This is a genomic window from Deinococcus hopiensis KR-140 (assembly GCF_900176165.1).
Lineage (GTDB): Bacteria > Deinococcota > Deinococci > Deinococcales > Deinococcaceae > Deinococcus > Deinococcus hopiensis.
In genome coordinates this window covers 280,859-302,624 of record NZ_FWWU01000005.1, presented here as the reverse complement: position 1 = coordinate 302,624, position 21,766 = coordinate 280,859, and the positions used below count along the sequence as shown (strand labels likewise).

The following is a 21,766-nucleotide window of genomic DNA, read 5'->3' as shown; positions in this document are numbered from 1 at the left end:
GCCTGAACAGCCATTCTCCCTGGCAGCCCGAGAGCTTGATGGCGGGTCCTGTTCCGCGCGGAAAGTCGTAGAGGCCCAGGGAGTTCGGGCGCAGAACGGTGACGCCCCGGGCCTTGAGGGCGTCTTGCGAGACGTAGGTCTTGCCGCCAATGGTTACGATTCCGTTCGCGTTGGTGGTCCCGTCAATCGTGACGGCCATGGCCCCATCCTAACTGCAGCTCCCTCGCCCACGGGCGAAGGGGCTCAGGCCGCTGATCCAGTACTTCGAAGTGATGCGGTTGCTGGATCACCGGTTCTGTCGCCTCTGCTGCGCACCTTTGCGGGTCCGCTCCGCTCGGGTGCTTCCACGCCTTTGTGTCACCGTTTTTCCCACTCGCTCTGCTCGGGTTGGCCCCTGATTTCATCACGGATCAACCGGAGTCCTCAGGACAGAGCGAGAAACAGGCCAGGCTCGGGCAGGGGTGGCGCAGGACCCCAAGCGGGTCTTCTGGCCGAATGGTTGTGTCTACCAGGTCCCAAGGCGCACCAGCTCACCACAACCGTATGATGCGGAAGGATCAAGAGAGGGGGTCACTCATGCTCGATGCCAGAATGCAGCTTCACCGCGAGTTCCTGTTGGCACACGCTCCAGGTCAGAAATTGTTCGTGACGCTTCACGTCTCGCCGGATGAGCAGGCCGTGCGGGCCCGGCCCAACCTGTCGGTGGTGTTTGTGGTGGACACCTCCGGTTCCATGCGCGAAGTGGTCACCGAGGTGACGGAACATACCGGGCAGACGACCTTTGTCGATGGTCAGCGTTACGAGGTCGTGCGGGGTGGCAAAAACAAGCTGGAACTGGTGACTGAAGCGCTGCGGGGCATCATCACTTCGGACCTCATTCATCCGGAAGACCGCCTGGCGCTGGTAAAGTTCGATGATCTCGCTGAAGTCCTCGTTCCCTTCACCGCCGCGGCGAACCGGGCGCAGCTGCTCAAGGCCACCGATAAGCTGGACTGGTATTCCGGTGGGACCCAGATGGGCGCAGGCATGAAAGCCGGGGTGGGGGTGCTGGAAACCGAATCGGGCAGCCGCCGGATGGTCCTGCTGACCGATGGCCAAGCCTTTGATTCGGTGGTGGTGCAGGAGCAGGCGGGCGTGCTCTCCGGAATGCAGGTGTCTGTCACCACCATCGGCGTGGGCGACGACGTCAATACCGAGTTGCTCACCGAGATTACCGACCGCACGCAGGGCCAACCGATTGACGTGGTGCCGGACAACCAGAACCCCCAACCCCCCGCCGTACGGGCCTCCGATCTGCCCGCCGCGTTGCTGGGGGATCTCAAGCAGGCGGCCAGCGAAGTGATCACCAATGTGGCCCTGACGGTGCGGGCCGTCAAGGACGTGGTGCTGGAGCGCGTGACCCGCGTGCAGCCCACCCAGACGGAAGTGACCAAAACGGACGGTCCGCTGCAACTCGGCAACGTGGAAGCCGGAACGGGGGCGACCTACGTTCTGGAATTCACGCTGCCAGAGCGTCCCGCCGCCCGGATGCGGCTGGCCCAGCTGGGCCTGACCTACGAGGTCCCCGGCGCGAGTTACCGGGGCGAGTTGCCGCCGCTCGACGTGGTGGTGGAATTTACCGGTGACGAGACGATGGCGGCGCGGGTCGACCCGGAAGTGATGCAGTGGGTGCAGCAACGCAACGTAGAAAGTCTGGTCGCGCAGGCGACCCGGGAAGCGCAGAGCAATCCCGAACAGGCAGCCAGGACGCTGGAACAAGCCCGGAGCATGACCCAGCGTCTGGGAAACGGCGCGATGACCCAGGTGCTCGACCGCGCCATAGGTGAACTGGGCAGCAGTAAGACCATCAGCCTCGGCACAGCCAAGACCATGCGGCTGGGCGCAAAAACGCAGACCCTCAAGGCGGGCAGTGGTGAGGGCGGCCTCCCGACGGACGAGGAAATTCGCAAGATGACCGGAGCGTAGGTCGGTGAACTGCCCAGTCTGCGGCGTTGCCGTTCAGCCCGGCGAAACGGTCTGCCACACCTGCGGCGCACCGCTGACCCCCTCAGGTCTGGTGGCCCTGCCCGTGGGAACGGCCCTACTGGGCGGCCAGTACACCCTCGGTCAGGTGCTCGGGCAGGGCGGTTTCGGCATCACCTACGCCGGTCAGGACACGCGGCTGGGCCTCAAGGTGGCGATCAAAGAACTGTTTCTGGACGGGTCCTCGCGGCGCGGCAAAACGGTGGTCGCGCCGGGCAACATCAGCAGTGCCGAGTATCAGACGACCAAAAAAGGCTTTCTGGACGAAGCGAAAGTGCTCGCCAGCTTCAACAGCGCCAGCATCGTGCGGGTGATGAACTACTTCGAGGAGAACAGCACCGCGTATCTGGTGATGGAATTCCTCGAAGGCAGCACCCTCGGCAGCCTGATCGAGAAACGCGGGCCGGTACCGCCCCACGTGGTGCTCGAGGTGGCCCGCTCGGTGGCGGAGACGCTGGAAGTTATTCATCAGCGTGGGCTGCTGCACCGCGATATCAAGCCGGACAACATCTTTTTTCACCAGACGGGCCGCATCGTGCTGATTGACTTCGGTTCGGTGCGGACTTTCGTCGCGGGCAAAACGCAGAGCCATACCCGGCTGGTCACGCCCGGGTACGCGCCTCTGGAACAGTACGGCAATTCCGGTCGCTTCGGGCCATACACCGACATCTACGCCCTGGGCGCCACGTTGCTGCACGCCCTGACCGGGCAGATGCCGCCCCCCGCCACAGACCTGATGCTGGGGACGCCCCTGCCGCCGATGCCCAGTTCGACCTTACCGCAGCTGCGCCGCGCCGTCGTACAGGCCATGGCCCTGCGTGTAGAGGACCGTCCGCAAAGTGCACAGGCTCTCCTGGCGATCCTCACTGCGCCAACGCCGAAACCGGCCGCTCCACCACCAGTCCCCCAAGCGCCAGTATCCCGGCCGCCAGCGCCCCAGGTTCCCGTACCCAGGCCGGTGCCCGGAGTTCCACCGGGTCCTGCGCCCCCGGTCCCCAAAGCCGCGCCACCATCTCCGTCCGTCCCCTCTCCTCAACCCGCGCCCAAAGCCGTACCAACTCCCGCACCACCGCAACCCATCCCAGTTCCGACTTCTGCTCAACACCTGCCTGTTCCGAACACGCCTGCTCCAACGGGTGGCAAGAAGCGCGTCCCGGCGTCGCGCCGGGTGTCCACCGTGCTGGGCCTCCTTCTGGGCGCGGGAATCGCCGTCATGTCGGTGGACGAGTATTTCGCCGCGCCGATTCAGGCGGCGCAGTACGCCGTGGCTGCCGTGGTCGGCGCGGGGGTAGGGGCCCTTGCGGGCGGGCTGTTGTGGTTTGCCCTGCCGGTGGCCCTGCCCGTTGCGGCGACAGCAGCAGCGTATTTTTACACCCAGGGGGCGGGCCTTCACTGGCCCACCGTCGTCGGTGCCAGCGTGGGGGCGGCCGACCTCGCCATCCTTTTTCTGGTACTCATCCGCCGCATCTCGCTCTAGTTTTCCGGAGGAACCACCATGACCGTTCTCTGCCAAGTCTGCGGCACCGCCAACCCCGAGGGCACCACCTACTGTGAAGGTTGCGGCGTGGAGCTGCCTGGGGCCACCACGTCCAGCCCCGTGCCTGAGACCGCTCCGGAAACAATCCCTCAGGCCGCTTCCAGCGAAGCTGCAGGCGGCACCACTGACGCGGCGGCTCCCGGTGCAGTGGCCCTGCCCAGCATAGCGCCGAGCGCTGAGACCATCTTGCCAGCAGAACGTCCAGTGGGCCCTGCATCCGGAGAAACTGCGGCTGAAGCGGCTGTCACGCCTGTGCCTGAAGCGTCCACGTCCGGGGTATCCGTCTCAGAATCTGCCGCTCCCGCGGCCCCAGCGGCCTCTGTCCTGACCGGAGAAGCCAAACTCGGCGTCAAGAAGTTCGGTGCACCCACCGGCGAATCTATTCCTCTGCAAGGTGACCGCCTGGTCGTTGGACGCTTCGACGCTTCCAGTGGACCGGTAGACATCGACCTGAGCAGCCTGGGCGGCCAGGAGCACATTTCGCGCCGTCACGCCGAGCTGTACCGCGAACAGGGCGTGTGGTCGGTGCGCGACCTCGGCTCCACCAACGGCGTCTATATCAAGCGCAAAGGCGAGTCGGGCTTCTCGCCGCGCCTGCAGGAACCTGCAGCGCTGGCTGACGGTGACGAACTGGCCTTTGGCAACCTGATGCTGATCTTCCACCAGGGCTGAAGATGACCCAGCCTGACGATCTGCTCCACGGCCCGTCCCCTGAGGAAGCTCCGTCACCCGAGAACGGCACCCAGGCGACCGCACTTCCCCAGGACCTTCCCCCGCTCCCCGCATCGGAAACGCTGACCCACCTGAGGACCGAGCAGCACCTGGAGAACGGGACCGGCCCCCTGGAAGTGGATTACGTCTTTCCTTCCCGGCTGAACGCGGGCAACGCCGAAGTCATGGGCCATGACCCTGAACCCTCCGCGGTTTTGGAAGGTGCCGCCGCTGGATCAAGCCCAGTTGTTCCAGAATCCCCTGCCGTTCTGGACAACGCCGTTGCTCCAGACGGACCAGCCACTTCAGATGCTCAAGCTCCTCTGGGCGGAGCTGGGCCCACAGAAGTTCCGGCCACAGAGGGCCCCGGTGAAGGGCTTTCGCGCGCCGCAGAACTGCCCGGCGGGCCGGAAGCTGCAGCCACAGCGCAATCGGCGCTCCCTGATTTCCCCACCTTTGCCACGGGCGAGCTGGAGGAAGAGACCTACACGCCGACGGTGGCCGTACAGGGCCCGCAGGCAGGCGAGGTGGTCAGCGGCTATCAGCTCAATCAGGACCTGGGACGCGGCTGGTTTAGCGCCAACGCCCTGGGCGCTGGCCCCAGCGTGGACGTGTATGTGCGGCCCCGTCCGCTGTGGGCAGAGCTGCGGCCCCACCGCCTGCTGCCCAGAGTGACCCCGGCGGGCGACCTGTTGGTGCTGGCCCCCACCGAGGGAACGCCCCTGACCATACCGCTCGATCCTGACGCGGCGCGGGCGCACCTCACCGAGTTGGCCCGTCTGCTCTTCGCCCTGGAAAAACAGGGCTACGCTGTGATCGACCTTGATCCAGCCGGCGTCCAGCTTACCCAGGGCGGTTTGAAATTGAGGTTGCCGCCGCAAGTGGCCCGGCAGGGCGAAGCGGTTCAACCCACCCTGCGCGACAGTTTTACGCCGCCTGAAGTGCAGGAGGGGCAACCCGCGCAGGCAAAGAGCGGGGTGTATCTGCTGGGCGCATTGCTTTTTCAGTGGCTCACCGGACGCCCCCTTCCAGCGGAAGGGCCGTCATCCACCGTGCTGGCAGGCGTCAATGCCTCGGGTGTGCCGCAGCTGCTGAGCGGGATGCTGGCCCCCTTGCCGCAACGTCTGACCCCCACGCAATTGCTTGACACCCTCAAGTCGGCGGCGGTCAAGCTGCCCGTCTATCAGGTGGCGGCGGCCACCGACATCGGCCTCAACCCCGAACGACCGATCAATGAGGATTCCTACGGATTTGTCTGGCGTCAGACCGGGCAACATGGTGGTGGAGAACTGATCTTGCGGGCCGTGGTCTCGGACGGCATGGGCGGTATGGCGGCGGGCGAGGTGGCGAGTCAGGCCGCTGTACGGGCCTTTCTCGGTTCGGTGGCACCGACGTTGGAAGCCCAGGTGTGGGACGCCAATGCTGCCGTCTTGACCGACATGCAGGGCCGGGATGGAGGCTGCACGCTCACAGGCGTGGAGATCCGCGGCACCCGGTTGCAGCTGGGCCATGTGGGCGACACCCGCGCTTATCTGGCGCAGGGCGGCGCAGTGCAGCAGCTCAGCAAAGACCATTCCTACGTGGCCGCGATGGTGGCGAGCGGCCAGATGACGGCGGAAGAAGCCCAGGTGAGCCCAGAGCGCAACAAGGTGCTGCGTTCGCTCGGCAGTCTGCGGGCCGTACAGGACAACTACGTTCAGGTGCTGCAAGAGCCGCTGGAATTGTCCGTGGGCAGCCGCGTGCTGCTGGTCTCGGACGGCGTATGGGGTGAGGTGCAGCCAACCGTACTGCACGGTATTTTGCTCCACGAGCCCTCGCTGCAAAGGACCGTTGAGCACCTGCTGGAGCTGAGTCTGGAGTCCGGAGCACCGGACAACGCGACAGCCCTGGTGATTGAGAGGGTGAAGTAAGCAACCTGTAACTATTCAGCAGCCCCTGAGGGCGCGGTTGGGATGAGGTAAGGTGAAGCATCTCGGACGTAACCTGCCCGAATTGTGAACGTCTCCAAGCGCGTATTCGCGAGTTGGAAGTCAGCTTCGCGCAGACCAGTCAGACCTCCCATCAACCCCCCAGCCAGGACCAAGTCTGGCGGAAGAAGCCCAAGAGCGAACGCCAGAAAGGCGTTCGCTCTCCTGGTGGTCAGGAAGGACACCCAGGAACAACCTTGAAGATGAGCGCCTCGCCTGATGAGGTGATCGTCCTGCCGGTGACAGGAACCTGTACGTGTGGACAGCATTGGAACGAGGTCGAAGTGCAAGATTTGCTGGCTCGGCAAGTGCTAGACCTATGCCTGGACAACGAGGTCGGGTGAAGCAGACCCGAGGGCGCAACCTGGCGCTGCGGTGCCAGCGGCACCGTGAAGCGATACTGCGCTTCCTCCATGACGAAGGAGTGCCGTTTGACAATAATCAAGCGGAGCGGGACATCCGGATGGCCTGCGTAAAACGGAAGGTGTCTGGTGGCTTTCGTTCAGCGGAAGGTGGCATGAACTTCTGTCGTATTCGCAGTTATATTTCTACCCTTCGCAAGCAGGGTATGAATATCTGGCACGGTCTCGTCAGTATCTTCCGCAATGAAGTTCTTATGCCCATCTTTTCGTACCGAGTAGTTGCTCTTCGGCGGAATGTTGGAGCGGCTGGGTAAAAGCAGACGGTCTCATCCTTCCACTGTAAATGGTCTATTCGGAATCCGTATAAAACAATGAAAAGCGAAGTTGTTATCTACGGAGGTGAAGGGCGTATCCCAGATCAATGCCAGGGAGTGTGCTCCAGGTGTCGCAGGACGGAATGATGTGGTCATCAATTTAGAGGTCGGCCGCCGTCCACTGGAATCACCGTTCCTGTACTGAAGGTAAGGTGCGTCGCAGCGGCTATCACAGCGCGCGCGACCTCCTGAGGGCGGGCGATGCGGCCCAGTGGGGTCAGTGCTGCCTGTGCGGCGACCAGGTCGGTAGGCATGCGGGCCGCGTACTCGCCGTCCACCCAGCCGGGAGATACGCTCAATACGCGGATCTCCGGGGCCAGAGCGCGGGCCAGGGAGCGGGTCATCGAATCGAGCGCGGCTTTGGACGCGCAGTACGCGACGTTGGAACCCAGTCCTGTGACGGCCGCAACCGAGGAGATATTCACGATCAGGCCGTCGCCGCTCGACCGCAGCAGTGGAGCAAAAGCACGCACAGCGGCGAAAGCCCCTCGCACGTTCACGCGCAGAATCGTGTCGATCCACTCATCACTCAGACTGTCCAGGTCCGCATGCGGCACGGGGGTGGTCACGCCCGCGTTGTTCACAAGGAGGTCCAGGCGACCCTGGGTGGCCATCACGTCCGCGGCCGCCTGGGCCAACACGCCCGAGTTGTCCACCGGCACCCGCAGAGCGTGGTGGGCGGCGCCGGGAAGTCCAGCGGCCAGCTGGACGGCGCGTTCAGGTTGACTGGCATAGCCGACGAGGACCGTGGCCCCTGCTCCGGCCAGCGCTTCGCAGATGGCGCTGCCGATCCCGCCGCCGCCCCCCGTCACCAGCGCGACGCGGCCCCTCAGGTCCCCCGCCCCACTCATGGCCGGGACCCGGCTACAGTGTCGCGCCAGATCAGCTCACCGGGGTGCAGCCGGGGGCCTTCACCTGGCTGCGGGTCCTCCAACGCGCGCAACGCGTCTTCCACCATGGCCTCTAAGGGCTGACCGATGGTCGTCAAACGGTAGGCCAACCGGGCCGATTCCTCGATATTGTCGAAACCAATCACGCTGACCTCCTGCGGCACACGTCGACCGAGCGTTCGAAGGGCGTCAAGTATCCCGATCGCCACGATGTCGTTGGCCCCGAAAAACGCGTCGGGTCGGTCACCCGCCGCGTCCAGGTGCAGGGTGGCCTGCACGCCCCAGTCGTACTGAAACGCGCGGGCCGGAGTGGCGACGGGACGCACGCCAGCTTCGGCCAAGCGTTCCGTGAAGCCGCGCAGGCGGTCTTGGTGGGTGGAGGTGTCGGGGTCGCCCCCAATGAAGGCGGGCTGGCGGGACCCAGCGTCAAGCAGCACTTGCGCGGCCAGCCGCCCACCCCTGTAATTGTCGCAGGCGACCGACAACAATTGATGTCCGGGAAGGTGACGGTTAAACAGCAAGACGGGAATTCCCCCTTCCTCCACATTGCCCAAGCTGGGCGGCGCCGCGTTCAGGCGGGTCGGGAAGACGATGGCCGCCTCAATCTGGTAGGACCGTGCGGCTTCCAGGGTCTCCTGCACGTCGCGCCGCGCGTCATGGGTGAGCAGCAATGCCCGCTTGCCGCGCATCTCCAGCGCCTGCGCGAACTGCGAGAGGGCCTGCGGGTAGAAGGGATTGTGTAGCTCGCCTACAATCAGGGCCACAATGCCGCTTCGCTGGGTGACCAGCGAGCGGGCGATGGCGTTGGGCTGATAGCCCAGGCGCTGCGCGGCTTCCAGAACCCGGCGGCGCGTCTCAGGGCTAATGGACGCCCCTGGGGTGAACGCGCGGGAAACGGCAGACTGGGACACCCCCGCCACGCGCGACACGTCGAGGGACGTAACCCGCTGGGCCGGGCCGGTGGCGTTGGTGGGAGGACGGGTCATGGGCGTGGCCTCAGCATAAGGCCACCTCCAGTCAAGCATCTGCCCCGATGGGCACGGCGGAGCCGTAGCGCTCCACGCGTAAGTCAGCCTGTCGCTGATGCCCAGCGAAGCCCTCAACCCCACAGATCACTGAGCAGTGGCGGCCGATCAGCACCGAGGCCTCGCGCGTGGCGCGCTGGTAGGTCACCGTCTTGAGAAACTTGCCCACCCAGAGCCCGCCGGTGTAGCGGGCCGCGCGTCCAGTCGGCAGGATGTGATTGGTGCCGATGGTCTTGTCGCCGTAAGCGACGTTGGTCTCTGGACCCAGGAACAGCGAGCCGTAGTTGGTCATGCGTGCCAGGAAATAGTCCGGGTCACGGGTGAGCACCTGCACGTGCTCCGAGGCAATCTCGTCCGCCAGATGCACCATTTCATCCGCGTCTTCGGCCAGGATGATCTGCCCGTAATCGTGCCAGGCCTGCGCGGCGACCTCGGCAGTGGCAAGCACGCGCAACTGGCGCCCGATTTCCGCAGTGACTTGCTGAGCCAGCGTCTCGGAGGTGGTGAGCAGCACGGCCGGGGAATTGGTGCCGTGCTCGGCCTGTCCGAGCAGGTCGGTGGCGACCATCTCGGCGTCCACCGACTCGTCGGCGATCACCAGGGTTTCGGTGGGACCGGCAAGCAGGTCGATGCCCACCTGCCCGAAGAGCTGCCGCTTGGCCTCGGCAACGTAGGCGTTCCCCGGCCCGACCAGCATGTCCACAGGTGCCACACGCTCTGTGCCGAGCGCCAGCGCCGCAAGTGCCTGTACCCCACCCATGATGTAGATCTCGTCAGCCCCAGCGAGGTGCATCGTCGCCACAGTGGCTGGGTAAGGCTGCCCGTCCTTCGGGGGCGTGACGGCCACCACGCGGCGCACGCCCGCGACCTTGGCCGTCGCCACGCTCATGATGGCCGAGGCGATCATCGGATACCGCCCACCCGGCACGTAGCACGCGGCTGAATTTACCGGTAAGACCTTGTGGCCCAGGGTGACGCCCGGGATCGTCTCGATTTCCACGTCTCGGATCGAATCGCGCTGCGCCTGAGCGAAGGTGCGTACCTGCTCAAGGCTGAAGCGGATCGAGGCCAGCTGATCGGCGGGCACCTGAGCGACCAGCTGCCCGATCTGCTCGGGGCTCAGCCGGAACTGCGGCGGGTTCCAACCATCGAACTTCTGCGAGTACGCGCGTAGCGCCTCGTCGCCCCGTTCCCGCACGTCCGCAATGATGCCGCGGACCGTCTGCTGCACGTTTTCGTTGATGCTGAGCTGGGTGTCGGCGTTCATGCCAGATTTCAGAATGCGGGCCATCGGGTGCCTCCTTGCGCGGCGTAGGTGGGGAGCGATCAATACAGGGACGCGGGTGGGGTGGATACGTCTGCTGGCCGCAGGTCAGTGAGGACGTCACGCGCCGCCGCGGAGAGGAGCGCGAAGTCGGAGCCAGCCGTGACGAAGCGGTACCCCAGGTCCAGTGCGTGACGCGCGAGTTCGCCGCCAGGCGTGAAAATGCCGGGGATCACGCCGTGGTGGTCTGCCACCTGGACGATACGGGCCACGGCTTTGGCCGCCTCACCATGGCGGAAATCGAGGGTGGCCCGTCCGGTCAGGCTGAGGCTCAGGTCGCCCGGCCCGACGTACACGCCGCTGAGTCCCGGCGTCTGGACGATGGCGCCGAGGTGCTGCAGAGCCTGCGCGGTCTCAATCATGGCGAAGATCAGCAGTTCGGTCTCAGCCCGCGCTACGTAGTCGTCGCCGTATACCAGACGGGCGCGGGTCGGGCCGAAGGAGCGCCCGCCGACGGGCGAGTAGCGGCAGGCATGCACCAGTGCGGCGGCCTGTTCGGGCGTATCGATCATCGGGCAGATCACTCCAGCAGCACCCGCGTCCAGTGCGCGCATCAGGTCCGGCGGATGTAGCCCAGGTACCCGCACGAATGGCGTGGCGGGCGTCGCGGTAATCGCCTGCAGGGTGGGCACCAGACCTCCGTCGCCGATCAGGCCGTGTTGCAGGTCCACCGTCAGGGTATCGTACCCGGCCCGGCCCATCACCTCAGCGCTCACGCCGCCGGGCAGGTGCAACCAGCCGTTCAGCACGCTCTCGCCCCGTTGTAGACGCTGATGGACCGGCTCAGGCATGGGCCCACGTTCCGAGCAGGGCCGAGACAGTTCCGGGGGCGTCCAGCGGCAGGTAGTGGCCGGCCCCCGGAACCACGCGCAGGTCGGCCTGCGGCGCGAGGGCTTTTACGGTTTCACTGAGGGCGGGGGGCGTGACGGTATCGGCCGCTCCGACCAGCAACGTCAGGGGGCCACGGTGGGTCTGGAACACTGGACGGCTGTCGGGCCGGGAGCGCAGCAACGCGAGTTGCTCCAGGAAAATCTTTGGACCGACCCGCCGCGCCATCGCCAGGACCCGCTCGGAATGCGGGCCCACCCCCGCCGCCACCTGCTGGGCGACCGCTTCAAAGCCGTCCGGGCCGGCCGACACGGCGGCCTCCTGATCGGCCCAGGCCACGAGCTGTTTTGCAGTGGGCGCGAGTGGATTGGCGCTGATCAGCGTCAGTCGCTGCACACGCTCGGGCCAACGGCGCAGCAACTCAAAGGCCACGATCGCGCCCAACGAGAAACCCACGACGTGCAGCGGCCCGCTCTGGGCCGACGCCGCCTGCCAGGCAGCTTCGGCGAGCGTGTGGCCTCGCACCGGTGCCCACACATGGGCACCGGGAGGCAGGGCCACGTCCGCCCAGAGGGCTGCGTCGCACAGGGTGCCGGGCAGCAACAGGGTGGGCACGGCGTCAGTCGTCTCCGAACTGCCGGAGCAACTGCTGCTCGAGCTCGGCAAAGTTGTCCGGCTTGATCATCTTGCCGTTTTCGCTGGCTTCGAAGCCGTACTCACGGGCACGGCGGATCACGTCGGGGGCCCAGTAGGGGTCTTTGCCCTCGTAGACTTCGTGTTTTTCAAGCACGGCGAAGATCCAGCTTTCGCCCTCGTCAATGCATTCGAAACCGCGCCACAGCTGGGGCGGCAGCGTAATGTAATCGAATTCCTCCAGGACCGTTTCCCCGTCCACCTGGTCCGGGCTCTGACCCCAGTAGAAGCGCCAACGGCCCTTCAGGGGCAGGAACGACTCGATGTAATCGTGCGTGTGATACGCCGGGCCGTTGCCCTGTCGGGCGCGCACCATACCGATCTGAAAGCCGTGTGGCGATGTGATGAACGGCGCGTAGGCATCGTTCTCGGCGGCCGTGTCGCCGATGACGGCGTAGTTGTGGCGCTGGTGGCCCGGGAGGACCGAGTCGATGAACATGAGTGGGATAGGCCGGGACTTCAGGTCGCGAAAGCGCACCACGTTGCCAGTCATGACACCGAGGTCTTCCTGGGTGGGGGAGGGAAAGGATCGGGTCTCGGATGTCATGAAGCCTCCAGGGACGTGCAGGGCTGATCAGCAGAACCACACCGAACAGGTGCCGCTCGCGGAATTTGAATACGTATGCAAAACGTACTCCAATGGAGCGGTGACGTCAAGATGAAAACAGGCCGATTCCCTGGTAACTGCTCGCCAAAGCGGCTCGAAATTAGGGCTTGACAAAGCGGAAGACTGCCACCTAAGGTATGAATACGTATGCAAGGCGGGACTTCAAGGGGTGGTCATCGTTACCACCCGTCGCCGTTTCGCCTACGTCACTCACCTGCGTTCTACCGCCGCCTTCCATCTCGTTCCCAGCCGGCGGCACCGCCCCCTCTGCACTCCACCGTGGGAACTCTGGTGACGCGTTCGCAGTGCCCAGCGCTGCACGCCCCCATTCCAAGCGAGCATCGCAGCCAACATGACCCGTGCAGGACACGTTTGTCAGGAGGGAGCCACATGATCAAGGCAGACCGAAGAGTTCGTCGGCGCATCGGATTGACCCTGGGGATACTGGGCGCATTGGCCACGACCCCGCCAGGCCTGGCGCAGACCGCCGCCACCTACGGCCTGAAATCCGGCAAGCCCTACGCCGGCACGCAGCTCAAGTTCCTGATCTGCTGCGCCACCGCCGGGCAATTCGCCCAGATGATCAAACTCACGGGCGAGGGCAGCGAATTCCAGAAACTCACGGGCATCACGGTCAAATGGGAAAACACCCCGTATGAGGCCTTGCAGCAGAAGATTCTGGTAGAGGCCACAACCGGCAACACCTACGACGTGGTCGCCTGGGTGGACGCCTGGGGTGAGGCCTTCAAGTCCCAGATGCTGCCCCTGAACAGCCGCATCGCTGCCGACAAGATCAATATGAAGGACTACCCGAACGCTTACATTGAAGCGTCGACCGATACCGCCGGCAACATCGTGGGACTGCCCTTCCGGGGACACCCGCTGGTACTGTTCTACCGCAAAGACGTCTTCAACGAGCTCAAGCTGAAGGTGCCAACCACCTGGCAGGACGTGGTCAAGACGGCCACCGTGATTCAGCAGAAGAAACCCGACATGGCGGGCCTGTCGACCATGTACGGCGTGAGCGCCGGGCAAAACCTCTTCAGCTGGGTCAGCATGCTCTGGGGCAATGGCGGTGACATCCTCGACAAAACCGGACGCCCAGTCTTTAACAGTGCCAAGGGCGTGCAGGCCACGCAGTTCTACATCGATGTTCTGCGCAAGAACAAGGTCACCAACGCCGCAGCCACCACCTTCGCGGAGCCCGAGTCCTCGTCCGAGATCTTACAGGGCCGGGCCGCCATGTGGGTGGGCTGGTGGTGGTACTGGGCGCGCTTCGCCGACCCCAAGGCCGTCACTCCCGCCGTGCTCAACAACATCGGTTTCGCACCTGCCCCCGGCTGGGCCGGTGGCAAGACCCAGAACTACGCCCTGATCTGGCCACTGGGTATTTTCAAGAACTCCAAACATCCGGACGCGGCCTGGGAGTTCGTCAAGTATGTGACCAGCACGCAGGTGCAGAAAAAGGTCGCTGCCAACCGGAGCATTCCTGCCGAGGCCGACAATACCATCGTGACCTTCTCGGGCATGAACGATCCCAAGGTCAATGCGGCCAACGGCGGCATCCCCAAAGTCGGTGCCCAGGCGCTGCGTACCGCCCGCACCCTCCCGCAAGTCAAGACCTGGGCCGAAATCCAGAGCGTGCTGGAAGTCGGCATCAACCAGATGGCCACCGGAGCCAACGTCAAGACCACCCTCGACCGCATGGCCCGGGACGTGGACGCCATCCAGAAGCGGGCCGGCTACTACAAATGATGTAGGCACCCCGCCGTCACCCCTGCAGGGCATGCCGGGCCACCCCCTCAGGTTGGCCCGGCTGAGGTGAACCCCGATGGAACCTTCTCCAACGACGCCTGAACTCTTGGCTGATGGCCTGGCCCCCCCACCCTCACGCGGCGTTTCCAAGCCCTGGCGGCCCCAGAGCAGCAGCCTGCGCTGGCTGATGCTCGGACCCGGCCTGCTGGTGATTCTGGCAACCGTGATCTACCCGCTGATCGCTTCGCTGATCACCTCGTTCCGTGACTGGCGCCTCATCAACTCACCCACGCCCGGTCCCTTCGTCGGCCTGTCAAACTACGCGCGGGCTTTTACCGACGCGGGCTTCCTGAACAGCCTGGGGGTCAGCGCGCTGTACACCCTGATCTCGGTCACGCTGACCCTGCTGACCGGACTGGCCATCGCCCTGATTCTGGCCAAGCCCACCCGGCTGAACGTCTTCGCGCGCACGCTGCTGATCTTTCCCTTCGCGGTGGCCCCCGTCCTTAAGGGCTACTCCTGGCGCTTCATGCTCAACCCGGAGTACGGCGTGTACTCCAAGATGCTGGGCGAGGTGTTTGCGCCCCTGAAAGGCTACGTCTGGCTGGGCCACGACTTCAGCGCCCTGGTGGCCATCGCCATGTCCGAAATCTGGGGGTGGGCACCGCTGTTCGCCCTGATGTTCATCGGTGCGCTCGGCTCGATTCCCACCGAGGCCACCGAGGCTGCCCGGGTAGACGGCGCGACCAGCTTCCAAATCTTCCGGCGCATCACGCTGCCCCTGCTCGCGCCTGTGATTTACATCGTGGCGCTTCTCAAGATCATCTCGGCGGTCAAGATGTTCGATCAGGTGGCCATCATGACGGGGGGCGGCCCGGGCGACTCCACCCAGACCCTGTACTTCTTCGTTTACCAGGTGGCCTTCCGGAACCTCGATCTGGGCTACGCCTCCGCCGTCTCGTACATCATCGTCGCGGTCATGGCACTGCTCGCCACGCTCTACGTGCGAACACTGATGAGGGGCGACTGATGCAGGCCCCTCTGATCCATAAGCCAGATTCCAGCGTCCGCAGGCGCCGCCGCCTCGCCCAGACCGGCGAAGTGGCCGCTACGCTCGCGGTCATCTTCTTCGTGATGTTCCCGCTGGTATGGATGATCCTGGCCGCCTTCAAAAACCAGATTGATGTGTACTCCACGCGCCTGCTGTTCACCCCCACCCTCGACAACTTCCGCGCGGTGTTCGCCACGCCGATCCTCCTCGGCTCGCACGTCTGGGTAAGCGCGCTGGTGTCGTTCCTGACTGTGGCGATCACCATTCCGCTGGGCGCAGCGGCCTCCTACGTGATCTCCCGCCACCGGTTTTGGGGGCGCGACGCCCTGTTCCTCCTGATCCTGATCACGCAGTTCGTGCCCGCCGTCGTGGTCGCCATTCCCTTTTTCACGCTGTTCCGGACGTTGAACCTCATTGACACGCCCTGGGCCCTCATCATCGTCTACCTGTCCTTTACCCTCCCATACGCCATCTGGATGCTACGCGGCTTTTTCGACTCGCTTCCGGTAGAAATCGAAGAAGCCTCCTTCATTGACGGCTGCAACGAACTCCAGACGCTCCGCTACGTCACGCTGCCGCTGATTATGCCCGGCCTGCTCGTGGCGGCAGTGTTTGCCTTCATCTCTGCCTGGAACGAATTCTTCTTCGCGTTGATCCTGACCCGTTCGGACGCCCTGACGTTGCCCGTAACCATGCAGACCATCTCCGGCCCACGCGGGCCCATGTGGGAACAAGTGGCGGCAGCCGGCCTGCTGGTCATGGTCCCGATCCTGGTGATGTCCCTGTTTATCCGCCGGTATTTCGTTGAAGGCATCACTGTCGGGGCCGTGAAGTGACCGCCGGGCGCCCCGTAGAGTAACCCCACCTTCCCGCCCAGGACGACCCGGGCTGACACCCGGGCCGAGTCCACCTCGCAAAGGACCCACATGGACGACCAGCAGACCACCTCCCCACCCGCTTTCAACTTTGCCAGCAGGCCCGACTATTCCGAGTTTGTTCAGGCCGCCGGCACAGGCCGCCGCCAGCCCCTGGCAGGTTTTGACGCCGACTACACCGACATCGTCGACTACATCGTGCGCTGCACCCACAAGATCTGGGAAGAAAAGGCCGTCGGCCTGATCTACACCCACTACGCCCATAACGTGCTCGTGCACTACTCCAGCGGGATCTTGTACGGCCGCGAGGCGATGGTAACCAACACGCTCCAGCGCATCGCCGTCTATTCCGAGCGCCGGGCCTACGCCGACGACGTGATCTGGGGTGGCGACGAGCGCGAGGGCTTCTATTCCTCGCACCGGGTATCGAGCGTCGGGGTCAACACCGGCTACACCGAATACGGCCCGCCCACCGGCCGCAAGGTGCACCGCTGGGGCATCGCGGACTGCTTCGTGCGGGAAAACCGTATCGTGGAAGAGTGGCTGGCCTCTGATACGCTCACGGAGCTGCGCCAGATGGGATATGACCCGGTGGTCCTGGCGAAGCGGGCGGTGTTGCCGGCCACGCCGCACACCCACGGCGAGATCGACCGTCTCCCGACTGGGCAGCAGGCCCCGGAGTTCCTGACCGTGCCCGCGGCCAACGATGACCCCCAGGGCTTTATCCGTGCGGTGCTGCTCAACTTGTGGAACGCCCGGCTCGTCAATATGGTCCGCGAGCACTACGCACCGGGACACGTGGCGTTCGTGCCGGACTCCCGGAAACTCTACGGGTATGGCGATTACGAGAACTTTGTGATCACCCTGCTGGCCTGCTTTCCCGACCTGGCCCTGACGGTGGATCACCAGTGCGTGCAGGGGAATGCGCCGCAGGGATTCCGGGTCGCGACGCGCTGCACATTCCAGGGCACCCACGACGGCTACGGACCCTACGGTGCGCCCACTGGCCGCCGCATCTTCCTGATCATGATTTGCCATCACATCATCAAGGGCGGGAAGGTCGTGCAGGAATGGACCATCTTCGACGAATTCGCTCTGCTTAAGCAGCTGCACGCCCAACTGGAGCTCTGACCATGGTCCGCACACCTCTCCCCGCGTTTGACTTTGCCACCAGGCCCGATTATTCCGAGTTTGTTCAGGCCGCTGACACGGGCCGCCGCCAGCCCCTGGCAGGTTTTGACGCCGACTACACCGACATCGTCGACTACATCGTGCGCTGCACCCACAAGATCTGGGAGGAAAAGGCCATCGGCCTGATCTACACCCACTACGCCCATAACGTGCTCGTGCACACGTCGGGCGGGATCCTGTACGGGCGCGAAGCGATGGTGCGCAACACCCTCCAAAACCAAGCCATGTGGGGCGACCTGCGCGCCTACGCCGACGACGTGATCTGGGGTGGCGACGAGCGCAAGGGCTTCTATTCCTCGCACCGCGTCTACGACATCGGCACCCACAGCGGCTACACCGAGCATGGCCCGCCGACTGGACGCAAGATCGCCCGCTGGGGCATCGCGGACTGCCTGATCCGTGAAAACCGCATCGTGGAAGAGTGGCTGGCGCACGACGGCGTCACGGAGCTGCGCTGCATGGGGTATGACCCGGTGGTCCTGGCGAAGCGGGCGGTGTTGCCGGCCACGCCGCACACCCACGGCGAGATCGACCGTCTCCCGACTGGGCAGCAGGCCCCGGAGTTCCTGACCGTGCCCGCAGCCAACGATGACCCCCAGGGCTTTATCCGTGCGGTGCTGCTCAACTTGTGGAACGCCCGGCTCGTCAATATGGTCCGCGAGCACTACGCACCGGGACACGTGGCGTTCGTGCCGGACTCCCGGAAACTCTACGGGTATGGCGATTACGAGAACTTTGTGATCACCCTGCTGGCCTGCTTTCCCGACCTGGCCCTGACGGTGGATCACCAGTGCGTTGTCGGCGGCGTAGACCGTGGATACCGGGTGGCCACCCGCTTTACCCTGCAGGGCACCCACGACGGCTACGGACCCTACGGCGCGCCCACTGGCCGCCGCATCTTCCTGATTGGCATGAGCCACCACACGCTGTCAGGTGGGAAGGTCGTGCAGGAATGGACCATCTTCGACGAATTCGCTCTGCTTAAGCAACTGTATGGCCAGCCAGGAGGACGCGGTGACGGTGAGCCCACCCCCAGCGAACTCAGACCCTGAGCCAGAGGGCAGCTGCCTGGGCGCACCCACCACCCGCTCAGCGCCCGTGGGTGACGCCCTGGATGCCGCTGTGGAGGCCGTGGTGCGCTGCGCTCACCGCATCTGGGATGACAAGGCCATTGGCCTGATCTACGCCCACTACGACCGCAATGTGCGGGTTCATCAGACTGGTGCTGAGCAGTGCGGGCGCGGTGAGGTCGTGGAGGCCACGGTGCAGAGGCTGGCTGCTTTTCCGGACCTGCGCCTCTACGGCGATGAGGTGATCTGGAACCGTGAACTGGACGGCGTGCTCCTGTCCCACCGCGTCACCTCAAGTGCCCACCACCATGGACACGGCACCTACGGCCCGCCCACGGGTCACCGCGTCCATCGGCGCGAGATCACCCAGTACACCGTGCGTGCGGGGCGGGTCCACGAGGTGTGGAGCGTTCAGGACGAACTCGCCCTTGTGCGCCAACTCGGCCTGGACGAATGGGCACTGGCCCGCGCCATGGTGCAGGCCGAAGCCGACCGGTCTGGACAGCCAGCCCCCACCTATTTTGGGGAGGGGCCCAGCCGCGCCACCTGGGACCATGCCCTTCCCGAGCCGGACGGAGGTCCCCAGAACCCGGCCGAGTTGCCGGAATTGATTTACGGCCTGATCTGGAATGCCCGGATGTTGAATGTCGTCCATCGGGTCTACGCGCCGACCGCCGTCATCTGGGTGCCCGGTCACCGGCGGCTGGACGGCCCCCAGGCGCTGACCGCGTACGTCCTGCAGTGGCTTGCCGCATTTCCCGACGGCGCGGTGCAGGTGGAACACGTCGCCTGGACCGAACAAGGCGCTCAGGGGTTCAAGGTCGCTGTGCGCTGGACCTTTCGGGGGACCCACACCGGGGCCGGTGTGTACGGTTCCCCCACACAGCGGCGCGTACATGTTCTCGGCATCAGTCACTTCGACATTCAGGGCGGCCAGGTGGTGCGCGAAGACATGGTGTGGAACGAATTTGCGCTGCTCAAGCAGTTGTGTCGGCCTGACACCCCCTGATACAGATTCCGAACCATCTGTTCCGGCTCCTCCGCGGCCGCTTCAGTGCCTCCACTCCTGCTCATCAGCGTTTTCCCTTCTCCTTTCCCGTTGGGTGTCCAGTTCTCTCATCACTGTGCAACCGAAATTCACAACAGTCCCGCGACATTTTTCTTTCTCGAAGGAGATGGCATGGAATACATCAAGAAGGCTCCACCTCAACCCGCCGCCGTGAACCAGGAGATTCAGGACACCGTCTCGCGCATCATTGCCGACGTTGAGCGCGAGGGAGTGGACGCAGTGCGGCGCTACAGCGAGAAATTCGACGGCGCCGCACCCGCCGAATTCCGGCTCTCGGAAGCCGATATCCGGTCGCAACTGGCAACGCTGGACGAGCAGGTCACCCAGGCCATCGATTTCAGCATCGCGCAGGTCAAGCACTTCGCGGAAGCCCAGCGCCGCACATTGACCGACTTTGAAGAGGAAACCCTGCCCGGCGTGGTGATCGGGCAAAAGCAGATTCCCGTTCAGGCGGTGGGCGCGTACATCCCCGGAGGGCGCTATCCCATTCTGGCATCGGCGGTCATGACCGTGGGTGTTCCCAAGGTGGCGGGCGTGGGCCGTATCGTGGCGTGCGCGCCCCTTCAGCGGGGGACCGGCAAAGTCAATCCTCTACAGTTGTACGGCATGGTGCACAGTGGGGCCGACGAGATCTACGCGATCGGCGGGGCGCAGGCCTTGGCGGCGATGGCCTTTGGCCTGGAGGGTGCGCCGCCCCTGGAGGCGGTGGACATGATTGTCGGTGCGGGCAACGCCTATGTGGCAGAAGCCAAACGTCAGCTGTTTGGCGTGGTCGGCATTGATTTGCTCGCCGGCCCAACCGAGATCTGCATCCTCGCGGACGACTCCGCTGATCCTGAATTCGTGGCTGCTGACCTGCTCGCCCAGGCGGAGCACGGAACCAATTCTCAGTCTGTGCTGATCACCACCTCACGCGCTCTGGCCCAGGCCGTCACGCAGGAAATAGACCGTCAGCTGGCCGCGCTGCCCACCGCGGACGCTGCTGGGGCGTCCTGGCGTGATTACGGAGAAATCATCCTGGTGGAGTCCGACGAGGAGATGCTCCGGGTGTCGGATCAGGTTGCCTCCGAGCACCTGGAGGTGCAGACGCAGGATCCTGACTGGTTCCTGGCCCGGCTGAGCAACTATGGATCGCTGTTCCTGGGTCGCAACGCGACGGTGGCCTACGGTGATAAAGGTATCGGGACCAATCATGTGCTGCCGACTGGGCGAGCGGCGCGCTACACCGGCGGTCTGTGGGTGGGCAAGTTCATCAAGACCGTGACGTGGCAGCGGGTCAGCGACGCGGCGAATCACACGGTCGCTCCCCCCTTCATCACCATGGCGGACACCGAGGGCATGGTCGGCCACGCCGATTCCATGCGCCTGCGGGTGCGGTAACCCTGTGGCACGGGTCCTGCCATTGGTGGCGGTGCAGGCGTTACCGCACCCGTATGGTCAACCGCTGCTCGCCTTTGCCGAGGATGTACAGCAGGTGGCGCGGACGTTCGCGCAGTCACGCCTGATCATCTACCCTGAACTCCACCTGCACGGCCAGGCGTCATCAGCGGAAGACTACCGAGCGCAGGCCGAGGGATTGGACGGCCCCCGCGTCCAGGCCCTGGCCGAGTTGGCGGGCGACCTCGGCGTGTGGCTGCTGCCCGGGAGTGTCTGCGAAGTTGGGCCGGAGGGCAGGCTCTACAACACGGCGGTCGTGCTGTCGCCAGAGGGCCGCCTCGCCGCTTCGTACCGTAAGGTCTTGCCCTGGCGGCCGTATGAGCCGTTCGACCCAGGCGACCAGTTTGTGGTCTTCGACCTGCCGGACGTAGGACGCATCGGACTGAACATCTGTTACGACGCCTGGTTCCCGGAAGTCAGCCGCCATCTGGCTTGGATGGGCGCGGAGGTCGTCGTCAACCTCGTTAGGACGACCACTTGCGACCGCGCCCAAGAAGTGGTGCTGGCCCGCGCGAACGCCATCGTGAATCAGGTTTTTGTCGTCAGCGTGAACACAGCCGGGCCGGTGGGGACGGGACAGAGCCTGATCGTCGATCCGGAGGGCCTGGTGCGGGTACAGAGTGGCACCGAGGCCACCGTTCTGACGGACGTGCTTGACCTGGAGCATGTGCCGCGTGTACGCCGCTACGGCACCGCCGGCCTGACCCGGCCTTGGGCGCAATTCACGCCAGGAGACGTGCCGCTGGCGCTGCCGCTGTACGGCGGCCAGATTGATCCCAGGCGCTGGGCCCCCCATGTGGACGAGCGAAGCCCGGCGATGGGGCCGGAACCGTGAAGCTCCATGCCCCATACCCAACGCAAGCAGCCCATTGCGGTCTGTCGATCCTTCTCGGTGGTCACGGCTCCGTTTCTCTTCCCCGATGGCCCTAGACCACGGCGCGCCCGTTTATCCACTCCACGCCCGTCCAGCCCCACTTC

The 21,766-nt window shown here is 64.8% G+C and carries 19 protein-coding genes and 1 pseudogene; 14 read left to right on the top strand and 6 right to left on the bottom strand.

Annotation, left to right across the window (positions count from 1 at the left end):
* The first annotated feature begins 576 nt into the window (after window positions 1-576).
* The 6 genes and pseudogenes from B9A95_RS06350 to B9A95_RS36815 all read left to right on the top strand — a co-directional run.
* Window positions 577-1,965: a vWA domain-containing protein gene (locus tag B9A95_RS06350; RefSeq protein ID WP_084046089.1), complete on the top strand. Its 1,389-nt coding sequence runs from the start codon at window positions 577-579 to the stop codon at window positions 1,963-1,965.
* Window positions 1,966-1,969: 4 nt separating this feature from the next.
* Window positions 1,970-3,499 (top strand): serine/threonine protein kinase, encoded by a 1,530-nt coding sequence (locus tag B9A95_RS06345; protein WP_245808162.1) that lies wholly within the window; start codon window positions 1,970-1,972, stop codon window positions 3,497-3,499.
* A gap of 18 nt (window positions 3,500-3,517) precedes the next feature.
* Window positions 3,518-4,231 (top strand): FHA domain-containing protein, encoded by a 714-nt coding sequence (locus B9A95_RS06340; RefSeq protein WP_084046088.1) that lies wholly within the window; start codon window positions 3,518-3,520, stop codon window positions 4,229-4,231.
* Window positions 4,232-4,233: 2 nt separating this feature from the next.
* On the top strand, window positions 4,234-6,180 hold the full coding sequence (locus tag B9A95_RS06335; RefSeq protein WP_245808161.1) for a protein phosphatase 2C domain-containing protein: 1,947 nt from the start codon (window positions 4,234-4,236) through the stop codon (window positions 6,178-6,180).
* Window positions 6,181-6,239: 59 nt separating this feature from the next.
* Window positions 6,240-6,581 carry a DUF6444 domain-containing protein gene (locus B9A95_RS36820; RefSeq protein WP_425429915.1) on the top strand — a complete coding sequence of 114 codons (342 nt, stop codon included), beginning with the start codon at window positions 6,240-6,242 and terminating at the stop codon, window positions 6,579-6,581.
* A pseudogene (locus tag B9A95_RS36815) lies at window positions 6,554-6,913 on the top strand (IS66 family transposase); the annotation flags it as partial. The gene B9A95_RS36820 and the pseudogene B9A95_RS36815, both read left to right, overlap by 28 nt.
* Window positions 6,914-7,068: 155 nt before the next feature.
* On the opposite strand, the gene B9A95_RS06325 reads toward B9A95_RS36815, so the two are convergent.
* From B9A95_RS06325 to B9A95_RS06300, 6 genes are read right to left on the bottom strand one after another with little or no spacing between them, the layout of a single operon-like run.
* The gene (locus B9A95_RS06325; protein ID WP_170928469.1) at window positions 7,069-7,824 is read right to left on the bottom strand and encodes an SDR family NAD(P)-dependent oxidoreductase; all 756 of its coding nucleotides are present in this window, start codon (window positions 7,822-7,824) and stop codon (window positions 7,069-7,071) included.
* Complete coding sequence (locus B9A95_RS06320; RefSeq protein WP_170928468.1) at window positions 7,821-8,849, bottom strand: LacI family DNA-binding transcriptional regulator; 1,029 nt, start codon at window positions 8,847-8,849, stop codon at window positions 7,821-7,823. The genes B9A95_RS06325 and B9A95_RS06320 overlap by 4 nt, the downstream gene beginning before the upstream one ends.
* A gap of 31 nt (window positions 8,850-8,880) precedes the next feature.
* Entirely contained in the window at window positions 8,881-10,179 is a 1,299-nt protein-coding gene (gene hisD / locus B9A95_RS06315; protein ID WP_084046086.1) for a histidinol dehydrogenase, read from the bottom strand.
* Window positions 10,180-10,214: 35 nt separating this feature from the next.
* Window positions 10,215-11,003: an HpcH/HpaI aldolase family protein gene (locus tag B9A95_RS06310; RefSeq protein ID WP_084046085.1), complete on the bottom strand. Its 789-nt coding sequence runs from the start codon at window positions 11,001-11,003 to the stop codon at window positions 10,215-10,217.
* Complete coding sequence (locus B9A95_RS06305) at window positions 10,996-11,655, bottom strand: alpha/beta fold hydrolase (RefSeq protein ID WP_170928467.1); 660 nt, start codon at window positions 11,653-11,655, stop codon at window positions 10,996-10,998. Before B9A95_RS06305 ends, B9A95_RS06310 begins: the two co-directional genes overlap by 8 nt.
* 4 nt (window positions 11,656-11,659) lie before the next feature.
* Window positions 11,660-12,280: a cupin domain-containing protein gene (locus B9A95_RS06300; RefSeq protein ID WP_084046083.1), complete on the bottom strand. Its 621-nt coding sequence runs from the start codon at window positions 12,278-12,280 to the stop codon at window positions 11,660-11,662.
* A gap of 450 nt (window positions 12,281-12,730) precedes the next feature.
* On the opposite strand from B9A95_RS06300, the gene B9A95_RS06295 reads away from it, so the two are divergent.
* The 8 genes from B9A95_RS06295 (at window position 12,731) to B9A95_RS06260 (ending at window position 21,623) form a co-directional block, all read left to right on the top strand.
* The gene (locus B9A95_RS06295; protein ID WP_170928466.1) at window positions 12,731-14,095 is read left to right on the top strand and encodes an ABC transporter substrate-binding protein; all 1,365 of its coding nucleotides are present in this window, start codon (window positions 12,731-12,733) and stop codon (window positions 14,093-14,095) included.
* 76 nt (window positions 14,096-14,171) lie between these two features.
* Window positions 14,172-15,125, top strand: coding sequence for a carbohydrate ABC transporter permease (locus B9A95_RS06290; RefSeq protein ID WP_084046081.1), 954 nt, complete (start codon window positions 14,172-14,174; stop codon window positions 15,123-15,125).
* Window positions 15,125-15,982: a carbohydrate ABC transporter permease gene (locus B9A95_RS06285; protein ID WP_084046080.1), complete on the top strand. Its 858-nt coding sequence runs from the start codon at window positions 15,125-15,127 to the stop codon at window positions 15,980-15,982. Before B9A95_RS06290 ends, B9A95_RS06285 begins: the two co-directional genes overlap by 1 nt.
* 90 nt (window positions 15,983-16,072) lie before the next feature.
* A complete protein-coding gene (locus B9A95_RS06280) occupies window positions 16,073-17,152 on the top strand; it encodes a nuclear transport factor 2 family protein (protein WP_084046079.1) in 1,080 nt (359 codons plus the stop codon).
* 2 nt (window positions 17,153-17,154) lie between these two features.
* Window positions 17,155-18,264 carry a nuclear transport factor 2 family protein gene (locus tag B9A95_RS06275; RefSeq protein WP_084046078.1) on the top strand — a complete coding sequence of 370 codons (1,110 nt, stop codon included), beginning with the start codon at window positions 17,155-17,157 and terminating at the stop codon, window positions 18,262-18,264.
* Window positions 18,227-19,291, top strand: coding sequence for an ester cyclase (locus B9A95_RS06270; protein ID WP_245808160.1), 1,065 nt, complete (start codon window positions 18,227-18,229; stop codon window positions 19,289-19,291). Before B9A95_RS06275 ends, B9A95_RS06270 begins: the two co-directional genes overlap by 38 nt.
* 171 nt (window positions 19,292-19,462) lie before the next feature.
* Window positions 19,463-20,731 (top strand): histidinol dehydrogenase, encoded by a 1,269-nt coding sequence (gene hisD, locus B9A95_RS06265; RefSeq protein WP_084046076.1) that lies wholly within the window; start codon window positions 19,463-19,465, stop codon window positions 20,729-20,731.
* A 4-nt stretch (window positions 20,732-20,735) separates the two neighbouring features.
* Window positions 20,736-21,623 (top strand): carbon-nitrogen hydrolase family protein, encoded by an 888-nt coding sequence (locus B9A95_RS06260; RefSeq protein WP_084046075.1) that lies wholly within the window; start codon window positions 20,736-20,738, stop codon window positions 21,621-21,623.
* Window positions 21,624-21,766: the final 143 nt, after the last annotated feature.